This window comes from Streptomyces sp. NPDC050997, assembly GCF_040660135.1.
GTDB lineage: Bacteria > Actinomycetota > Actinomycetes > Streptomycetales > Streptomycetaceae > Streptomyces.
Window position 1 is genome coordinate 145,722 of the sequence record NZ_JBFAGK010000010.1, and the last position, 16,787, is coordinate 162,508.

General features: G+C 72.0%; 19 protein-coding genes. 6 read left to right on the top strand and 13 right to left on the bottom strand.

All coding sequences use genetic code 11. From position 1 onward, the window contains the following. Window positions 1–3 precede the first annotated feature (3 nt). The 4 genes from AB0H86_RS23485 to AB0H86_RS23500 are packed head-to-tail and all read left to right on the top strand — an operon-like array spanning window position 4 to window position 4,608. The gene (locus AB0H86_RS23485; protein ID WP_362441946.1) at window positions 4–1,179 is read left to right on the top strand and encodes an ADP-ribosylglycohydrolase family protein; all 1,176 of its coding nucleotides are present in this window, start codon (window positions 4–6) and stop codon (window positions 1,177–1,179) included. After that, a complete protein-coding gene (locus tag AB0H86_RS23490; RefSeq protein WP_362441948.1) occupies window positions 1,167–2,567 on the top strand; it encodes an ADP-ribosylglycohydrolase family protein in 1,401 nt (466 codons plus the stop codon). The genes AB0H86_RS23485 and AB0H86_RS23490 overlap by 13 nt, the downstream gene beginning before the upstream one ends. Then, window positions 2,564–3,781: a CoA transferase gene (locus AB0H86_RS23495; protein ID WP_362441951.1), complete on the top strand. Its 1,218-nt coding sequence runs from the start codon at window positions 2,564–2,566 to the stop codon at window positions 3,779–3,781. The genes AB0H86_RS23490 and AB0H86_RS23495 overlap by 4 nt, the downstream gene beginning before the upstream one ends. Beyond that, window positions 3,778–4,608 (top strand): CoA ester lyase, encoded by an 831-nt coding sequence (locus AB0H86_RS23500; protein WP_362441954.1) that lies wholly within the window; start codon window positions 3,778–3,780, stop codon window positions 4,606–4,608. Before AB0H86_RS23495 ends, AB0H86_RS23500 begins: the two co-directional genes overlap by 4 nt. A 67-nt stretch (window positions 4,609–4,675) precedes the next feature. Here the strand turns inward: AB0H86_RS23500 and lgt are convergent, their stop codons facing one another. The 11 genes from lgt to hisI all read right to left on the bottom strand — a co-directional run bounded on the left by lgt (window position 4,676) and on the right by hisI (window position 13,646). Continuing rightward, window positions 4,676–5,701, bottom strand: a complete 1,026-nt coding sequence (gene lgt / locus AB0H86_RS23505) for a prolipoprotein diacylglyceryl transferase (protein ID WP_362441957.1) — start codon at window positions 5,699–5,701, stop codon at window positions 4,676–4,678. A gap of 92 nt (window positions 5,702–5,793) precedes the next feature. After that, window positions 5,794–6,570 carry a thioredoxin domain-containing protein gene (locus AB0H86_RS23510; RefSeq protein WP_362441960.1) on the bottom strand — a complete coding sequence of 259 codons (777 nt, stop codon included), beginning with the start codon at window positions 6,568–6,570 and terminating at the stop codon, window positions 5,794–5,796. Between the two features lie 89 nt (window positions 6,571–6,659). Further along, window positions 6,660–7,475 carry a tryptophan synthase subunit alpha gene (gene trpA, locus AB0H86_RS23515; protein ID WP_362441963.1) on the bottom strand — a complete coding sequence of 272 codons (816 nt, stop codon included), beginning with the start codon at window positions 7,473–7,475 and terminating at the stop codon, window positions 6,660–6,662. Next, window positions 7,472–8,758, bottom strand: a complete 1,287-nt coding sequence (gene trpB / locus AB0H86_RS23520; RefSeq protein WP_362441966.1) for a tryptophan synthase subunit beta — start codon at window positions 8,756–8,758, stop codon at window positions 7,472–7,474. The genes trpA and trpB overlap by 4 nt, the downstream gene beginning before the upstream one ends. 134 nt (window positions 8,759–8,892) lie before the next feature. Beyond that, window positions 8,893–9,060, bottom strand: coding sequence for a hypothetical protein (locus AB0H86_RS23525; RefSeq protein WP_189947481.1), 168 nt, complete (start codon window positions 9,058–9,060; stop codon window positions 8,893–8,895). Window positions 9,061–9,082: 22 nt separating this feature from the next. Next, window positions 9,083–9,892, bottom strand: a complete 810-nt coding sequence (gene trpC, locus AB0H86_RS23530; RefSeq protein WP_362441969.1) for an indole-3-glycerol phosphate synthase TrpC — start codon at window positions 9,890–9,892, stop codon at window positions 9,083–9,085. A gap of 176 nt (window positions 9,893–10,068) precedes the next feature. Then, window positions 10,069–10,524: a DUF2752 domain-containing protein gene (locus tag AB0H86_RS23535; RefSeq protein WP_362441972.1), complete on the bottom strand. Its 456-nt coding sequence runs from the start codon at window positions 10,522–10,524 to the stop codon at window positions 10,069–10,071. 102 nt (window positions 10,525–10,626) lie between these two features. Continuing rightward, window positions 10,627–10,878: an HGxxPAAW family protein gene (locus AB0H86_RS23540; RefSeq protein WP_362441975.1), complete on the bottom strand. Its 252-nt coding sequence runs from the start codon at window positions 10,876–10,878 to the stop codon at window positions 10,627–10,629. A gap of 159 nt (window positions 10,879–11,037) precedes the next feature. Further along, entirely contained in the window at window positions 11,038–11,676 is a 639-nt protein-coding gene (locus tag AB0H86_RS23545) for a TIGR02234 family membrane protein (protein WP_362441978.1), read from the bottom strand. Between the two features lie 69 nt (window positions 11,677–11,745). Beyond that, window positions 11,746–13,233, bottom strand: a complete 1,488-nt coding sequence (locus AB0H86_RS23550; protein ID WP_362441981.1) for an anthranilate synthase component I — start codon at window positions 13,231–13,233, stop codon at window positions 11,746–11,748. An 11-nt stretch (window positions 13,234–13,244) separates the two neighbouring features. Then, a complete protein-coding gene (gene hisI, locus AB0H86_RS23555) occupies window positions 13,245–13,646 on the bottom strand; it encodes a phosphoribosyl-AMP cyclohydrolase (protein ID WP_362441983.1) in 402 nt (133 codons plus the stop codon). An 83-nt stretch (window positions 13,647–13,729) separates the two neighbouring features. Here hisI and AB0H86_RS23560 point away from each other — a divergent pair, with 83 nt between their 5' ends. Next, window positions 13,730–14,365: a TIGR03085 family metal-binding protein gene (locus AB0H86_RS23560; protein ID WP_362441986.1), complete on the top strand. Its 636-nt coding sequence runs from the start codon at window positions 13,730–13,732 to the stop codon at window positions 14,363–14,365. A gap of 27 nt (window positions 14,366–14,392) precedes the next feature. Further along, window positions 14,393–14,791: a VOC family protein gene (locus tag AB0H86_RS23565; protein WP_362441989.1), complete on the top strand. Its 399-nt coding sequence runs from the start codon at window positions 14,393–14,395 to the stop codon at window positions 14,789–14,791. Window positions 14,792–14,796: 5 nt separating this feature from the next. On the opposite strand, the gene AB0H86_RS23570 is transcribed toward AB0H86_RS23565, so the two are convergent. After that, a complete protein-coding gene (locus AB0H86_RS23570; protein ID WP_362441992.1) occupies window positions 14,797–16,044 on the bottom strand; it encodes an MFS transporter in 1,248 nt (415 codons plus the stop codon). 60 nt (window positions 16,045–16,104) lie between these two features. Next, window positions 16,105–16,686 carry a helix-turn-helix domain-containing protein gene (locus AB0H86_RS23575; protein ID WP_362441995.1) on the bottom strand — a complete coding sequence of 194 codons (582 nt, stop codon included), beginning with the start codon at window positions 16,684–16,686 and terminating at the stop codon, window positions 16,105–16,107. Between the last annotated feature and the right edge of the window lie 101 nt (window positions 16,687–16,787).

Sequence of the window (16,787 nt, forward strand, 5' to 3'; positions counted from 1 at the left end):
GGCATGACACCCAAAACTGAAGAAATCCGTGAAGTGGGCCTGGCCGAGCGCATCGCCGGCGCCCTGGTCGGCGCGGCCGTCGGCGACGCGCTGGGCGGTCCCGTCGAGGGCTACTCCCCCGCACAGATCCTGGAACGCCACGCCGGCCGCGTCCACGGCGTCGTCGGCCCCTGGAACGGTGACGCCTGGCGCACCGCCCGCCCCATCGCGCCGTACCACAAGGGCGACGGGCACGTCACCGACGACACCTTGATGACGCATGCGCTGGTACGGGTCTACGCCCAGGTCCGCGACCACCTGGACGCGTACGCGATCGCGGAGCACCTGGTCCCCGACCTGATGACCACCCCGCGCTGGATCCCGGAGCTGGAGGCTCAGGCCCTCCCCCTGCACCGTGTCTTCCTCGCGGAGAAGTGGCTGGTGGCCAGGCTCCACTACGGCCATGTCGACCCGCGCGAGGCCGGCGTAGGCAACATCGTCAACTGCGGTGCGGCGATGTACATGGCCCCGGTCGGCCTGGTCAACGCGGCCAACCCCCCGGCCGCCTACGCGGAGGCCCTCGACATCGCGGGCGCCCACCAGTCGTCGTACGGCCGCGAGGCGGCGGCCGTCCTCGCGGCGGCGGTGGCCGCGGCGACCACACCGGGTGCCGGCCCGGACTCGGTCGTCGCCGCCTGTCTTTCCCTGGCGAAGGACGGCACCCGGGAGGCGATCGAGAAGGTCTGCGAAGCCGCGTCGAACCACTCGGACTTCGAGTCGGCGCTGGGCCCGCTCCGAGAGGCGGTCGCGCCCTACGACACGGTGGGCCCCGACTACCGGGCCCCCTCCCTGGGCGCCCGCCGCCCGTCCCGTCTGCACGCGATCGAGGAACTCCCCATCGCCCTGGGCATGTTGGTGGTCTCCGGCGGCGACTACCGGCACGCGGTCCTCGGCGCGGTGAACTACGGCCGCGACTGCGACTCCATCGCGACGATGGCCGGCGCGCTGGCGGGCGCCCTGGGCTCCCCGGTCCCGGAGGACTGGTCGAAACAGGTCTCGGAAGCGAGCCGTCTGGACCTGTGGGAACCGGCGGCCACCCTCACCGCCGTCACCCGGGAGATCTTCGAACAGGACGTACGCCGACGCCGCTCCCACGAGTTGGCCCTCACCCTCCTCGGAGGCACCGGGTGCTCCGCCTGACCTGGGTCCAGCCGGAGGACCTCGTCGGCCACGAACTCCGTCAGGCGGCCCAGGACGGCCGCGCTCCCTCGGCGATCGCGTCCCGCTGGAAGGCGGCGGGAGGCCGGGAGGCCCCGGCGACGGCGGGTGCCTCCCCCGAACGCGCCTGTCGCAGTCTGCGCCTCCTGGCGGTGGATCTGCTGGACGAACTGGCGGACCTGCCGAGCCCCTTGGCGGACCGGGAGCCGACGGACCTGGACCAGATCAAGTCCCTGTGCCCCAACTGGCCGAAGAAGGCAGGCGGGCGCGGCCACTCCGATCCCGGCGGCCACCCCACCGCCCCCACCCGGGCCCGCCTGGAAGCCGCCTGGTTGGGCAGAGCCGCCGGCTGCCTCCTGGGCAAGCCAGTGGAGAAGCTCCCCCTGGAAGCCATCCGCCAACTGGCGCGGTCCGCCGGAAACTGGCCCCTGAACGGGTACTTCACAGCGCGAGGAGTCCCCACCGCCCTTCTGACGGCACACCCCTGGAACCGCCGCTCGGCCACCACCTCCCTCGCCGAGAACATCGACGGCATGCCCGAGGACGACGACCTCAACTACCCCCTCCTCAACCTCCTCCTGCTGCAACGCCACGGACAACACTTCACCACCCGCGACGTGGCGGCCCTCTGGCTCGACGAACTCCCCGCCGGCCGCACGTTCACCGCGGAACGCGTCGCCTACCGCAACCTCCTCACCGGCCTGGAACCCCCGCACACCGCCCGCCACCACAACCCCTTCCGCGAATGGATCGGCGCCCTGATCCGCGCAGACGTCCACGGCTGGACCAACCCCGGCGACCCTGCCGCCGCAGCCGAACAGGCCCACCGGGACGCCACCCTCACCCACACCGCCAACGGCGTCTACGCGGCGATGTTCATCGCGGCCACCATCGCCCGGGCAGCCACCGGCACCACCGACATCCACACCGCGCTGCGCACCGGCCTCACGGTGGTCCCCCCGAACTCCCGCCTGGCCCGAGCCGTCCACCACGCCCTCGAACTGGCCCGCGGCCACCAGGACTTCGACACCGTCGTCGACGAACTCCACGCCGTCCACGCGCACACCCACTGGGTCCACGCCATCCCCAACACCGCGCTGATCACCGCCGCCCTCATCCACGCGGACGGCGACTTCACGGGCTCCATCTGCCGTGCCGTGTCGGGCGGTTGGGACACCGACTCCAACGGCGCCACCGCGGGCAGCGTCGCCGGTCTCCTCGCCGGCGACCCGTCCGCCCTGCCCGACCGCTGGACGGCCCCGCTGAAGAACCGTCTGTCCACCACCATCGGCGACTTCGACGGCGTCGGCTTCGACACGCTCGCCCACCTCACCCGCACGCTCACCCACCCGGAGGCACCCCGCCCATGACCCCCATCGCCGCGGGACACGTCAAGCCCCAGAGCCCTCTCACCGGCCTGCGCGTCCTCGACCTCGCCACCCTGTTCGCGGGCCCCCTCGCCGCCACCATGCTCGGCGACTTCGGCGCGGAGGTCATCAAGGTCGAGCACCCCACCAGGCCCGACCCCTCCCGGGGCCACGGCCCGTCGAAGAACGGCGTGGGCCTGTGGTGGAAACTCCTCGCCCGCAACAAGCGCACCATCACCCTGGACCTCTCCACTCCCGGCGGTCGCGCCACCCTCCTGCGCCTGGCCGCCACCGCGGACGTCGTCATCGAGAACTTCCGCCCCGGCACCCTGGAGAAGTGGGACCTGGGCTGGGAGGAACTGTCCGCCGCCAACCCGCGACTGGTCCTCACCCGGGTCACCGGCTTCGGCCAGTTCGGCCCCGCCGCCCATCGCCCCGGCTTCGGCACCCTCGCCGAGGCGATGAGCGGCTTCGCCGCGATCACCGGCGAACCGGACGCGCCCCCGACGCTCCCGCCCTTCGGCCTCGCCGACTCCATCGCGGGCCTCGCCACCGCCTACGCCGTCATGACGGCCCTCGCCGCCCGCGACCGCACGGGCGCGGGCCAGGTCGTGGACATGGCGATCATCGAACCGATCCTGACCGTGCTGGGCCCGCAGCCGACCTGGTACGACCAGCTCGGCCACGTCCAGCCCCGCACCGGCAACCGCTCCCAGAACAACGCCCCGCGCAACACGTACCGCACGGCGGACGGCACCTGGGTCGCCGTCTCCACCTCCGCCCAGTCGATCGCCGAGCGGGTGATGCGGCTGGTGGGCCACCCGGAACTGATCGACGAACCGTGGTTCGCGACGGGCGCCGGCCGGGCAGCCCACGCCGACGTTCTCGACGAGGCGGTCGGCACCTGGATCGCCGCCCGCACCCGCACCGACGTCCTGGCCGCCTTCGAGAAGGCGGAGGCGGCCGTCGCCCCGATCCAGGACGTCCGGGACGTGCTGGCCGACCCGCAGTACCAGGCCCTGGACAGCGTCACCACGGTCGACGACCCCGAACTGGGCCCTCTCCGTATGCAGAACGTCCTTTTCCGTCTGTCCGCCACGCCCGGCGCGATCCGCTGGGCCGGCCGGCCGCACGGCGCGGACACGACGGAGGTCCTCACCGAACTGGGCCTGACCGAAGCGGAACTGGCCGCCCTGCGCGAGGCGGGCGCCGTATGACAGCGCCCCCGCTCACCTGGCTGTACGCCCCCGGCGACCGTCCACACGTCGTCGCGAAGGCCCTCGCCGCGGGCGCCGACGTGGTCGTGGTCGACCTCGAGGACGCGGTCGCCCCCGACCGCAAGGACTACGCCCGCGCGGCCACCGCCGAACTCCTCACCGAGCCGCAGCCGATCCCGGTCCACGTCCGCGTGAACGCCGTCGGCACCCCCGGCGCCGACGCGGACCTGAAGGCGGTCGCCACGCTCCCGGGCGTCCACGGACTGCGCCTGCCCAAGGTGACCTCCCCCGAGCAGATCGTCCGCGTCGCCGAGGACACGGCCGGCGCCGACACGGGCGCGCCCCCGCTGTACGCCCTCCTGGAGTCGGCCCTGGGCATCGAACGGGCCCACGCGATCGCCTCCTGCCACACCGCCCTGCGCGGTATCGGCCTCGGCGAGGCGGACCTCCGCGCCGACCTCGGGGTACGCGAGGACGCGGGCCTCGACTGGTCCCGCTCCCGGGTGATCGTGGCCGCACGAGCGGCGGGCCTGCCCCCGCCGCCCCAGTCCGTCCACCCCGACATCCGCGACCTGGAGGGCCTCGCGGCCTCCTGCGCCCACGGCCGCACCCTGGGCTTCCTCGGCCGCGCCGCCATCCACCCCCGCCAGCTCCCGGTCATCGAGCGGGCCTACCTCCCCACGCGGCGGGAGATCGAGGAGGCGGAGACGATCATCAAGGCGGCGACGACGGAACAAGGCGCCCAGGCGTTGCCGGACGGCGCGTTCATCGACGCGGCGATGGTGTCGGCGGCGCATCGCACCCTGTCACTGGCCCACCGGAACTGACCACGGCCCACACACGATGAGGGCGCCCTGGGATCCCAGGGCGCCCTCATCGTCGTACGACGTGATGTCAGCTCTTCTTCGCCGACTCGGCCTCGTCCTTCACGCCCGCGTCGGCATCCGCGTCCTTGTCCGCGGCATCCGTGTCCGGGTCGACGTCGGCGTCCGCCTCGGCCTTCCCGTCGGCCTTCCCGTCGGCCTTCTCGTCGGTCTTCGTCCCGGCCTCGGCCTCGGCCTCATCAGCGGAGGCACCGTCCGCGCCGTCGGCCGCCCCGTCGGAGACACCCGGTTCCACGACGGTCTCCCGCCCCGGCCGCTTCTTCCACGAGAGCACGATGTACACCACCGCGAGCACGAACACGATCAGCGCGGTCCAGTTGTTCAGCCGCAGCCCCAGCAGGTGGTGGGCGTCGTCGATCCGCATGTACTCGATCCAGAACCGGCCCACGCAGTACGCCGCGACGTACAGCGCGAACGCCCGCCCGTGTCCGAGCTTGAAGCGGCGGTCCGCCCAGATCACGAGGGCCGCGACACCGAGGCACCACAGCGACTCGTACAGGAACGTCGGTTGGTACGTGCCCGGCACCCGCCCGTCCGAGGACGACGTGATCTTCAGCGCCCACGGCAGGTCGGTGGCCTTCCCGTACAGCTCCTGGTTGAACCAGTTGCCCCAGCGGCCGACCGCCTGCGCGACGGCGATACCGGGGGCGAGGGCGTCGGCCCACGCCGGCAGCGGGATGCCCCGGCGCCGGCAACCGATCCACGCGCCCACCGCGCCGAGCGCGATCGCGCCCCAGATACCGAGGCCGCCCTCCCAGATCTTGAAGGCGTCCACCCAGTCACGGCCCTCGCTGAAGTACAGCTCGTAGTCCGTGATCACGTGGTAGAGCCGGCCGCCGACCAGACCGAACGGCACGGCCCAGACCGCGATGTCGGCCACCGTGCCGGCCTGGCCGCCCCGCGCGATCCAGCGCCGGTTGCCGATCCAGACGGCGGCGAAGACGCCGATGATGATGCAGAACGCGTAGCCGCGCAGCGGAATGGGGCCGAGGTACAGCACCCCGCGCGACGGGCTGGGAATGTAAGCAAGTTCCATGGCAAGGTCGACGCTACCGTGCCGGGCCGCGCGCACGGCAGGCAGCCCGGCTACGGGTCCATAACGGGCCGGTGCGAATCCCCCGGCCCCGCTTACCCCTTGTTCGCCCGCTGGACCAGCCGCTTCAGCTTCGCCGGGGTCATCGTCCGGTCCTGGTAGATGTTCTTGCCGTCGAGAATCACCGTCGGCGTGCCACTGAAGCCGCCGTTGCGGAAGGCCGCCGCGGACTTGTCGACCCAGCTGTTGTGCGTCCCCTTCTCGACACACGTGCGGAAGGCGGGCGTATCGAGACCGTCGACCTCGGCGGCCAGCTCGATGAGCTTGCTGTTGTCGGCGTAGCCGTCGTCGGTCTCGGCGGGCTGCTTGTCGTAGAGCACGTCGTGGTAGTCGGGGAACTTCCCGGTGTCCTGCGCGCAGGCCGCGGCGTTGGCCGCGTTACGGGAACCGGTGCCGCCCAGGTTGCCGTCGATGATCGTCGCCAGGTGGTACCGCACCTTCAGCTGCCCGGCGTCGGTCAGCTTGTGGATGGTGGGCCGGTACGCCGTCTCGAAGGCCTTGCAGGCCGGGCAGCGGAAGTCCTCCCAGACCGTGAGCGTCGACTTGGCGCTCTCCTTGCCGACCGGGATGGCGAGGCTGTCCTTGCCCTGCGCCCCCGAGGGCGCCACCACCGGGCCCGCCGCCTTGCTGCCGTCGTCCTTGCCCGCGTTGGCCGCGACGACGCCGATCACCGCCGCGAGGCCCAGGACGCAGACCACACTCGCGCCCACGATCAGGACCCGGCGGCGTCTCTCCGCGGACTTCTGCTTCTCACGCTCGGCCGCCAGCCGCTCCCGGGCGGTCCGCTTTCTCTCACGGTTCTTCTCGCTCACACCCCGCAGAACGAACCGGGGAGGCGCACCGCGCCTCCCCGGTCCCAGGTCCACCCGTTCGAGTGACCCGTGCGATATGTCCCGCCTTGTTACGACCTTCCGCGCACGCCCTTGGCGAGTTCACCTGCGAGCGCGCGGACCGCCTCGACACCGGCCGCGTCGTTCGGCGCGTCCAGCATCCGCTTGACGAAGGCCGAGCCGACGATCACGCCGTCGGCGAAGCCGGCCACCTCGGCGGCCTGCCCGGCGTCGGAGACCCCGAGGCCGACACAGACGGGCAGGTCGCCGGCGGCCCGGGTGCGGTCCACCAGGTCCTCCGCCTGCGCGCCCACGGACGCGCGCGTGCCGGTGACCCCCATCAGCGAGGCGGCGTAGACGAACCCGCTGCCCGCCGCGGTGATCTCGGCGAGCCGCTGGTCCTTGCTGCTGGGCGCCACCACGAAGACGGTCGCGAGGCCGTGCTTCTGAGCGTGCTCCCTCCACAGCGCCGACTCCTGCACGGGCAGGTCGGGCAGGATGCAGCCCGCCCCGCCCGCTTCCGCGAGTTCGGCGGTGAAACGCTCGACGCCGTAGCGGTCGATGGGGTTCCAGTACGTCATCACGAGCACCGGCTTCCCGGTCGCCTCGTGGGCCTCCCGGACCGTCCGCATGACGTCCGCGATCTTCACTCCGCCCTTCAGGGCGATGTCGTCGGCGGTCTGGATGACCGGTCCGTCGAGGACGGGGTCGCTGTGCGGGAGACCGACCTCGACGATGTCCGCGCCGCCGTCGAAGACGGCCTTGATCGCCTCGATGCCGCCGTCCACGGTCGGGAACCCGGCCGGGAGGTAGGCGATGAGCGCGGCACGCCCCTGCGCCTTCGCGGCGGCGAGGGTGTCCGTCAACAGCTGGATGTTGCCGCTCACTTGGCGTCCCCCTCGATCTCCGCGGTGTCGTTGTCCGCGTCCGCGGCGACCTCGGCGTCGGTGTCGTACAGGTCGAAGTAGCGGGCGGCGGTGTCCATGTCCTTGTCGCCGCGGCCGGACAGGTTGACCACGATCAGGCCGTCCCCGCCCAGCTCCCTGCCGACCTCCAGGGCGCCGGCCAGCGCGTGGGCGCTCTCGATGGCCGGGATGATGCCCTCGGTGCGCGACAGCAGACGCAACGCCTGCATGGCCGCGTCGTCGGTGACCGCGCGGTACTCACCGCGGCCGCTGTCCTTGAGGTAGGCGTGCTCGGGTCCGATGCCCGGGTAGTCCAGTCCCGCCGAGATCGAGTACGGCTCGGTGATCTGGCCCTCCTCGTCCTGGAGGACGTAGGAGCGCGAGCCGTGCAGGATGCCCGGCTCGCCCGCGGTGAGCGTGGCCGCGTGCTCGCCGGTCTCGATACCGTGCCCGGCGGGTTCGCAGCCGATCAGGCGGACGCCCTCGTCCGGGATGAAGGCGTGGAACAGACCGATGGCGTTGGAGCCGCCGCCGACGCAGGCCACGGCGGCGTCGGGCAGCCGTCCGGCCTGCTCCAGCAGCTGGCGCCGGGCCTCGACGCCGATCACCCGGTGGAAGTCGCGGACCATGGCGGGGAAGGGGTGCGGTCCCGCAACGGTGCCGAACAGGTAGTGGGTGTGGTCGACGTTGGCGACCCAGTCGCGGAACGCCTCGTTGATCGCGTCCTTCAGCGTGCGGCTGCCGGACTTCACGGCGATGACCTCGGCGCCGAGCATGCGCATCCGGGCCACGTTCAGCGCCTGCCGCTGGGTGTCGATCTCGCCCATGTAGATGGTGCACTCGAGGCCGAACAGCGCACAGGCGGTGGCCGTCGCGACGCCGTGCTGACCGGCGCCGGTCTCGGCGATCACACGGGTCTTGCCCATGCGCTTGGTGAGCAGGGCCTGGCCGAGCACGTTGTTGATCTTGTGCGAGCCGGTGTGGTTGAGGTCCTCGCGCTTGAGGAACACCCGGGCGCCGCCCGCCTCCGCGGCGAAACGGGGCACCTCGGTGAGGGAGCTCGGCCGTCCCGTGTAGTGGACGAGCAGGTCGTCGAGCTCACGGGCGAACTCGGGATCGTGCTTGGCCTTGTCGTACTCGACGGCCACCTCGTCGACGGCGGCGACGAGGGCCTCCGGGATGAACTTGCCGCCGAACGCGCCGAAGTAGCCTTCGGCGCTGGGGATCCGACCCTCGGGATCGGGAATGAAGAACTCGCTGGGCATGCGGAAACCTCACGGTGAGTGTGTGGAAATGACACTGATCGCCGTGGGGGCGGGGAGGTTGGTCGGCTGCGGGCCGTCAGTGGTTTGTCGCGCCCGCGCGGCGGTAGCCGCACATCAAACAGAGCCCCGCGCCCCTAAAGGGCGCGCTGCCATCGACGGCCGTTCACCTGGCCGGGTTCGTCACCGATGACGTACCGGACCCTGCGCCCGTGCACCCGGCGGGCCGGCGCGCGGCAGCCTCGGGGACGGCAGCCGCGCGCGAGGCGGGCGTACCGGTCCACGGTCGTCACGGTGAGAGTCATCGGCGCCAACTCTACCCGGAGATCAACTGCGCCCGTGCCGCAGTGCGGGGTGCTCGCCCGCCGCGACCAGGTCGGAGACAGCCGTCTTCGGGTCCTTGCCGGTGACCAGGGACTCGCCGACCAGGACGGCGTCGGCGCCGGCATTGGCGTACGCGATGAGGTCGTGCGGGCCGCGGACACCGGACTCGGCGATCTTGACGATGTGGTCGGGGATCTCCGGGGCGATCCGCTCGAACGTGCCGCGGTCGACCTCCAGCGTCTTCAGGTTGCGCGCGTTGACGCCGATCACCTTCGCGCCCGCGTCCACCGCACGCTCGACCTCGTCCTCGTCGTGCACCTCGACGATGGGGGTGAGTCCGATGGACTCCGCGCGCTCGACGAGGGACTCCAGGGCCGACTGCTCAAGGGCCGCGACGATCAGCAGCGCGAGGTCGGCGCCGTGGGCCCGGGCCTCCCAGAGCTGGTAGGAGGTGACGATGAAGTCCTTGCGCAGCACGGGAATGTCCACCCGCGCGCGGACCGCCTCCAGGTCGGCGAGCGAGCCGCCGAAGCGGCGCTGTTCGGTGAGGACGGAGATGACGGCCGCGCCGCCCGCCTCGTAGTCCGCGGCGAGCCCGGCCGGGTCCGCGATCGCGGCCAGCGCGCCCTTGGACGGGCTGGAACGCTTGACCTCGCAGATGACCTTGACGCCGTCGCCGCGCAGGGCGGCCAGTCCGTCCTTGGCCGCGGGAGCCTTCGCCGCGCGCTCCTTGAGCTCGTCGAGGCTGACGCGCGCCTGCCGCTCCGCGAGGTCGGCACGGACTCCGTCGATGATCTCGTCGAGCACACTCACGCGAGCGGCCCCCTTCCAGACGGTTGATGTTCAAGCGGTTCGGTTTCCCTCACCGGCCCGCCCCATCGGGCGCGGGCGAGAAGAAAACCGATGGTCACTGCGATGGTATCCGGAGGACGGCGTAGGCCTCACATCCGGTTGACGCCGGTCCCACTACCTGGACCTCCGCCCATTGATCAAGGGTGGAGCCAGCCACCGAACGGCAGGTTCCGGACAACGGTGAAGACCAGCAGCAACGCGCCCAGCGTCCACACGAGCGCCGGGGCCGGATCGATCCGCAGCGGACGTCCACGCACCGCGTGGACCACCCACACAGTCCACATCGCGGCGAACCCCAGATAGCCCATGACGGCCGCCGCGTTGTCGTGCAGCGCCGACAGGAAGTCCCCGTGGACGACGGCGTGCGCACTGCGCAGCCCGCCGCAGCCCGGGCAGTACAGGCCGGTGTAGCGCAGCAGCGGGCAGACGGGGTAGTGGCCGGGCTGGTTGGGGTCCACGGTGCCCACGTACGCGAAGGCTCCGGCGACCGCGGCGAGGATCCCCGCGGGCACCGCCAGCCGGGCCATCATGCCCCCGGTGTCGGACGGTGTCCCTGTCACCCTGTGCTGGCTGTCGGCGTTCACGTCTGGCATTGTGCCGCGCTCCGCCCGCGCACGCGCGTGAGGGGCGGCCCCGGCGGCACCGCCGGGTCGCCCCTCACGACCGTACGAACGCGCTTACCGCGCGTACGGGAGTCAGCTCTCGACGCCGGCCGGCTCGCGCTGCTCGGCGGAGTCGTGCACCGGGTGGGTCTGCTTCGGCATGCCCAGGCCCATCGCGCTCATGATCCAGCCGACCACGCCGCCGAGGACCGTGATCGCCATACCGGCCCAGAAGCCCGCCGGCTGGGCCAGCACCATGAAGGCGCCCGCCACGCAGAAACCGATGAAGATGATCGTGACACCGGTCCAGGCGGCCGGGGTGTGACCGTGGCTGCTGCCCGCCATGACTTGCTCCTCGTTGCTGTGTACCTGTCTGAGCCGGACGCTCAACGTCCATCATCCCGTACGGGCACGAGCGGCCTGTCCGGGGGTCGCCCTCGTGCGCCCGGCCGTCGGACGGCCCTGCCGTCGGGGCGGACCCCGTCGGCCCCCGCGGATCGGAACCTACGCTCCGGTGGGGTCCTCGCCCCGGTCGAGGGCCTTCCACAGCTCCTCGGGCCGGTCGGGGTCGGCGGCGGGAGTACGGCGGGGGCGGGGGGCGCCCGAGCGTTCGTAGCGGCCGGACATCGCGGGCCACAGGCGGCCGTAGCGCAGGGCGAGCAGTCCGGCGACGAGGAGCAGGAGGCCGCCTACGCCTGCGACATACGGCCAGGCGGTGTGGGTCAGCGAGTCCACGGTGGCCGAGGTGTCGCCGGAGGCGTCCGCGGCCTTCTCGTCGAGCGCGGAGGTGTCGGAGGCGCCGAGCAGGGTCGCGACGATCGTGCCGGCGCCGGAGAGCGCGAGCAGGGCGGCGACGGCGAAGCGGCCGGCCCTGCGGACGGCGAAGACGGCGACGAGCGCGGCGAGGCCCACTATGGCGAGGGCCGCGGGGACGCCGGTGACGTCGCTGCCCGTGGCGGTCAGCGGGAAGTCACCGCCGGCCACCGTGGCGGTGCCCTCCGACCACTGCTGTCGGGTGGCCAGCAGCACCACGGCCGCGCCGAGCGCACCGGACAGCAGAGCTACGGCAAGGCTTCGGCGGCCGGCCCGGGCGGGGCCTGCGGCTTGGGAGCGGGGGTGCGGTACAGCAGTCACATACCCCACTATCGCCTGAACCCCGGGCGAACGGTCACCCGGGGTTCAGTGAGAAGCGCCCCATTTTCGCGAAGCGCCCTACTTGCCCAGCCGGTTGGCCGTGTGGACCGCTCGCAGGACCGCCGCCGCCTTGTTGCGGCACTCCTGGTCCTCGGCGACCGGGTCGGAGTCGGCGACGATGCCCGCGCCCGCCTGGACGTACGCGGTGCCGTCGCGCAACAGGGCCGTGCGGATGGCGATGGCGGTGTCGGAGTCGCCGGCGAAGTCCAGATAGCCCACGCAGCCGCCGTACAGGCCGCGTCGGGAGGGCTCCAGTTCGTCGATGATCTGCATCGCGCGGGGCTTCGGCGCGCCGGAGAGCGTGCCCGCCGGGAAGCAGGCCGCGAGGACGTCGAAGGCGGTATGACCCGCGGCGACCTTGCCGGTGACCGTCGAGACGATGTGCATGACGTGCGAGTACCGCTCGACGGACATGAAGTCGACGACCTCGACCGAGCCCGGCTCGCAGACCCGCCCCAGGTCGTTGCGCCCCAGGTCGACGAGCATGAGGTGCTCGGCGCGCTCCTTGGGGTCGGCGAGCAGTTCGTCGGCCAGGGCCTGGTCCTCCTGCGGGGTCGCCCCGCGGTGCCGGGTGCCGGCGATGGGGTGGACCATCGCCCGCCCGTCCTCGACCTTCACCAGGGCTTCCGGGCTGGATCCCACGATGTCGAACCCGTCGAGACGGAACAGGTACATGTAGGGCGACGGGTTGGTCGCCCGCAGAACCCGGTAGACGTCCAACGCGCTCGCGGTGCAGGGCGTCTCGAAGCGCTGGGAGGGGACGACCTGGAAGGCCTCGCCGGCGCGGATGCGCTCCTTGACGTCCTCGACGGCCTCCCGGAAGTCGGGGCCGCCCCACAGGGCCTTGTACTCGGGGAGTTCGGAGGGCGGGAGGACGGCCGGGGGCTGGGCCACCGGGCGCGAGAGGTCGGCCTCCATGGCGTCCAGGCGGGCCACCGCGTCGGTGTACGCCTCGTCGACGCCCGTGGCGAGGTCGTTGTGGTTGATCGCGTTGGCGATCAACAGGACCGAGCCCTCCCAGTGGTCCATCACGGCCAGGTCGCTGGTGAGGAGCATGGTCAGCTCCGGCAGCCGCAGGTCGTCCCGCTCGCCGGGGCCGATCTTCTCCAGGCGGCGCACGATGTCGTAGCCGAGGTAGCCCACCATGCCGCCGGTGAAGGGCGGCAGGCCTTCCTGGTGGGGGGTGTGCAGGGTCTCGATGGTGGCGCGCAGGGCGGCGAGGGGGTCCCCGTCGACGGGGACGCCGACGGGCGGGGTGCCGAGCCAGTGGGCCTGTCCGTCGCGCGCGGTGAGGGTGGCGGCGCTGCGGACGCCCACGAAGGAGTAGCGGGACCACTGGAAAGCTGTGCGGCCGTTCTCCGCGGACTCCAGCAGGAAGGTGCCGGAGCGCTCGGCGGCGAGCTTGCGGTAGAGCGCGACCGGGGTGTCGCCGTCGGCGAGGAGCTTGCGGGTGACGGGGATGACCCGGCGGTCGATGGCCAGCTTGCGGAACGTCTCGAGGTCCATGGCGGCTGACCCTACTGAGCCGACGACGGGGTGTCGGAATCGGCGGCGCCCTCGACGGCCTCGAGGACGTCCTTGTCGAAGCAGGTGCGAGCGCCGGTGTGGCAGGCGGCGCCCACCTGGTCGACCTTGACCAGCACGGTGTCGGCGTCACAGTCGAGGGCGACGGACTTGACCCACTGGAAGTGGCCGGAGGTGTCGCCCTTGACCCAGTACTCCCGGCGGCTGCGGGACCAGTAGGTGCAGCGGCCGGTGGTGAGCGTGCGATGCAGCGCCTCGTCGTCCATCCAGCCGAGCATCAGCACCTCACCGGTGTCGTACTGCTGGGCGATGGCGGGCAGGAGGCCGTCGGCGCTGCGCTTGAGGCGCGCGGAGATCTCGGGGGCCAGGCGACTGGGCGGGGGCGTGCTGGTCATGGGGCCCATTGTGCCGCGCGCCACTGACAGTGACGGCGGGGCGTCCACTGGGCGGACCCGGTGGGCGGTCGTAGGCTGGCACCATGTCCACTTTCGCCAAGCGTGAACGGCTCCTGCTCGCCGACCTCTTGGAAACCGCGGGTCCCGAGGCTCCGACCCTCTGCGAGGGCTGGCAGACCCGGGATCTGGCCGCGCACGTGGTGGTGCGTGAGCGCCGCCCGGACGCCGCCGGCGGCATCCTGATCAAACAGCTCGCGTCCCGTCTGGACAAGGTGATGGAGGAGTTCGCCGCCAAACCGTACGAGGAACTGCTCCGCCTGATCCGGACCGGCCCACCCCGTTTCTCCCCCTTCCAGCTCAAGCAGCTCGACGAGGCGTCGAACACGATCGAGTACTACGTCCACACCGAGGACGTCCGCCGCGCCCAGCCGGACTGGACGCCCCGCGAGCTCGACCCGGTCTTCCAGGACGCCCTGTGGTCCCGTCTGGAGCGCACCGCCCGCATGATGGGCCGCAGCACCCCGACCGGCCTGGTCCTGCGTCGCGCGGACGGTCGTACGGCGGTCGCCAACCGGGGCACTCCGGTCGTGACGGCGACCGGGGAGCCTTCGGAGCTGCTGCTGTTCCTGTACGGCCGACGGAACGCCGCCAAGGTGGAGCTGGACGGGGAGAAGGACGCGATCACCAAGCTGCACGAAGGCAGGCAGCTCGGTATCTGAGAGGCCCGGTATCTGAGAGGCCCGGGCATGATCAAGGTCGCGATGACGAGCGTCTACGTCGACGACGTCTCCAGGGCCCACGCCTTCTACACGGAGGTCCTGGGCTTCGAGACCCGCGCCCACATGGACCTCGGCGACGGCACACTGTTCGTCACGGTGGGCGCCGGGGAGGGGGCCCAGCAGGACCTTCAGCTGCTGCTGGAGCCCGGCCAGAACCCCATCGCCGACCCGTACCGCAAGGCGGTCCGTGAGGCGGGCCTGCCCTGCGTCGTCTTCTCCGTCGACGACATCGAGGCGGAGTACGAGCGGCTGCGCGGGCTCGGCGTGGAGTTCGCCCAGGAACCGCGGGGGCAGGGGCCGGTCGTCGCGGCCGTACTCGACGACACGGTGGGCAATCTCGTGCAGCTGGTGCAGCCGAAGGACTGACCAGGTCAGCGGGGCAGTTCGGCGCGGCGCAGGTCGCGGACGCACAGGGCGACCACGCCACCCAGCCCGCACACGACAGCGCTGACGACGAAGACGGGGCCGGTACCCCAGGCCCCGATCGCCGCGGCGGACACGGGCATGCTCAGCGGGGCCAGACCGAGGCTGACGAGGCTGGCGACAGAGATGACACGGCCGAGGAAGGCGGGGTCGGCCTGGGTCTGCAACAGGGCGTGGCACATGGCACCGCTGAGCCCGGCGAGCAGCCCGATGAGCAGGGCCGTACCGACGGCCGCGACGACGCTCGGTGCGTAGGCGAGGGCGCCGATGGCGACGGAGCCCGCCACGAGAGCGTATCCGGCGACCTGTCCGGCATGGGGCAGCCGTCCCCGCACGGTCAGCAGGAAGGAGGCGGCCCCCGCACCGACGCCGAACCCGGCGAGCACCCAGCCCATCCCGGCGGCACCCCAGCCGCGCTCGTCGGCCAGCAGGGTCAGACCCACGTTGAGCGGTCCGACGAAGCCGAGGTCGCCGAGGGCGATGGCGAGCATCAGCGGGGCTAGGACGCGGTGGCCGCGGATGTAGCGGAGGCCGACCACCAGATCGCTCCAGGCGGTGGTGACGGGGGCCGCGGTGTCGCCCTGGGGCAGTTCCCGGACCCGTACGGAGATCAGCAGCGGCACCGACGCGGCGATCAGCAGCCCGGCGAGCCCGAACGCGGCCGCCGCGCCCCCGATCGCCACGGCGAGCCCGCCGAGCGGGGCGCCGACGACCACGGCGAACCGGTACGCCAGGCCCCGCATCCCCTGCACCCGGGCGAGCTGTCCCTTGCCGGTGATGCGCGCGGGCAGCGCACCCACAGCGGGTATGAAGACGGCGTCCACGATGCCGAAAACCAGGGCGAGCACGGCCAGCGGCCACAGCCCCGGGCTGGTGAGGAACAGCAGCGCCGCTACCCCGAGGACGGCCGCGCAGCGCGCGACGTCGCTGCCGATGACGACCCGGCGCGGCCCGAAGCGGTCGGCGATCACGCCCCCGCCCAGCATCAGCACGGCACGCGGCAGTGCGCTGACCGACATCACCAGTCCGGCCTGGGAAGGCGTGCCCGCTTGTACGGCGGCCCAGGACAGGGCGATGTAGTAGACGCCGTCGCCGGCCATCGACGAGGCGTACGCGCCCAGCCAGCGCAGGACGTTGGGGTCGCGATGGGCGGCTCTGTCGGTGACAGGTCCCGAGCGGACTGCGGTGGCGGACATGCGGGGCGGGTCCTCTCAGATGCGGAACTCTCCGACGCGGAACTCTCCGACGCGGAACTCTCAGACGCGGAACGGGAAGCCGTACGTGTACATCGCGACGTTCTCGCGGCCCTCGGTGTCGTCGGCGGCGCGGCCGCGTTCCTCATACCTGCGGACGACGGCGTACATCTCCCTCGACAACTCGGCCAGTTCCTCCGGCGTGAGCCTGAGCAGCCACTCGGAGGAGTCGGAGGCCGTCGTCCACGCGTCGCTCCAGTGGGCGCGCTCGTCGAGGTAGCGCCGGTACATGTCGACGCGCTGCTCGAAGAAGAGCCTGCTGGCCGCGGTGTGGGCGGCGGCCTTCTCGGGGGCGTCGCGAAAGTCCTCGTCGCGGATGCTCACCCCGTCCGAGGCCGGCTCCCACCACCGCTCCCGACCGTCCGCGCTCTGCGCCTCGGCCTCGTCGATGAGCCCGTGCTCGGCCAGCTTCCGCAGGTGGTAGCTGACCAGTGAGACGGCCTCGTCCACTTGCTCGGCGAGCTGCGAGGCGGTCGCCGAGCGCGCGATGATCAGCCGTCGGTAGAGCTGAGCCCGCAGCGGGTGCGCGAGCGCCTTCAGCGTTCCCACGTCGGTGATCCGGCGGTCTCTCTCCTTGCCTGTCATGCGCACCACCCTAGACAGGAAAGAAAAGTTGCACAATATTTTTTGCGCAACTTCTCTTTCGCGTCTCGCCAAGCGGAAGCCCCGGCCACCCTCAGGCGACC

What these genes read in the sequence shown, in the direction of transcription:
- AB0H86_RS23485 (WP_362441946.1), top strand. Translation starts at nt 4, where the DNA reads ATGACACCCAAAACTGAAGAAATCCGTGAAGTGGGCCTGGCCGAGCGC.
- AB0H86_RS23495 (WP_362441951.1), top strand. Translation starts at nt 2,564, where the DNA reads ATGACCCCCATCGCCGCGGGACACGTCAAGCCCCAGAGCCCTCTCACC.
- AB0H86_RS23500 (WP_362441954.1), top strand. Translation starts at nt 3,778, where the DNA reads ATGACAGCGCCCCCGCTCACCTGGCTGTACGCCCCCGGCGACCGTCCA.
- lgt (WP_362441957.1), bottom strand. Translation starts at nt 5,701, where the DNA reads ATGGAACTTGCTTACATTCCCAGCCCGTCGCGCGGGGTGCTGTACCTC.
- trpB (WP_362441966.1), bottom strand. Translation starts at nt 8,758, where the DNA reads ATGCCCAGCGAGTTCTTCATTCCCGATCCCGAGGGTCGGATCCCCAGC.
- AB0H86_RS23525 (WP_189947481.1), bottom strand. Translation starts at nt 9,060, where the DNA reads ATGACTCTCACCGTGACGACCGTGGACCGGTACGCCCGCCTCGCGCGC.
- AB0H86_RS23535 (WP_362441972.1), bottom strand. Translation starts at nt 10,524, where the DNA reads ATGCCAGACGTGAACGCCGACAGCCAGCACAGGGTGACAGGGACACCG.
- AB0H86_RS23540 (WP_362441975.1), bottom strand. Translation starts at nt 10,878, where the DNA reads ATGGCGGGCAGCAGCCACGGTCACACCCCGGCCGCCTGGACCGGTGTC.
- AB0H86_RS23550 (WP_362441981.1), bottom strand. Translation starts at nt 13,233, where the DNA reads ATGGACCTCGAGACGTTCCGCAAGCTGGCCATCGACCGCCGGGTCATC.
- hisI (WP_362441983.1), bottom strand. Translation starts at nt 13,646, where the DNA reads ATGACCAGCACGCCCCCGCCCAGTCGCCTGGCCCCCGAGATCTCCGCG.
- AB0H86_RS23560 (WP_362441986.1), top strand. Translation starts at nt 13,730, where the DNA reads ATGTCCACTTTCGCCAAGCGTGAACGGCTCCTGCTCGCCGACCTCTTG.
- AB0H86_RS23565 (WP_362441989.1), top strand. Translation starts at nt 14,393, where the DNA reads ATGATCAAGGTCGCGATGACGAGCGTCTACGTCGACGACGTCTCCAGG.
- AB0H86_RS23570 (WP_362441992.1), bottom strand. Translation starts at nt 16,044, where the DNA reads ATGTCCGCCACCGCAGTCCGCTCGGGACCTGTCACCGACAGAGCCGCC.
- AB0H86_RS23575 (WP_362441995.1), bottom strand. Translation starts at nt 16,686, where the DNA reads ATGACAGGCAAGGAGAGAGACCGCCGGATCACCGACGTGGGAACGCTG.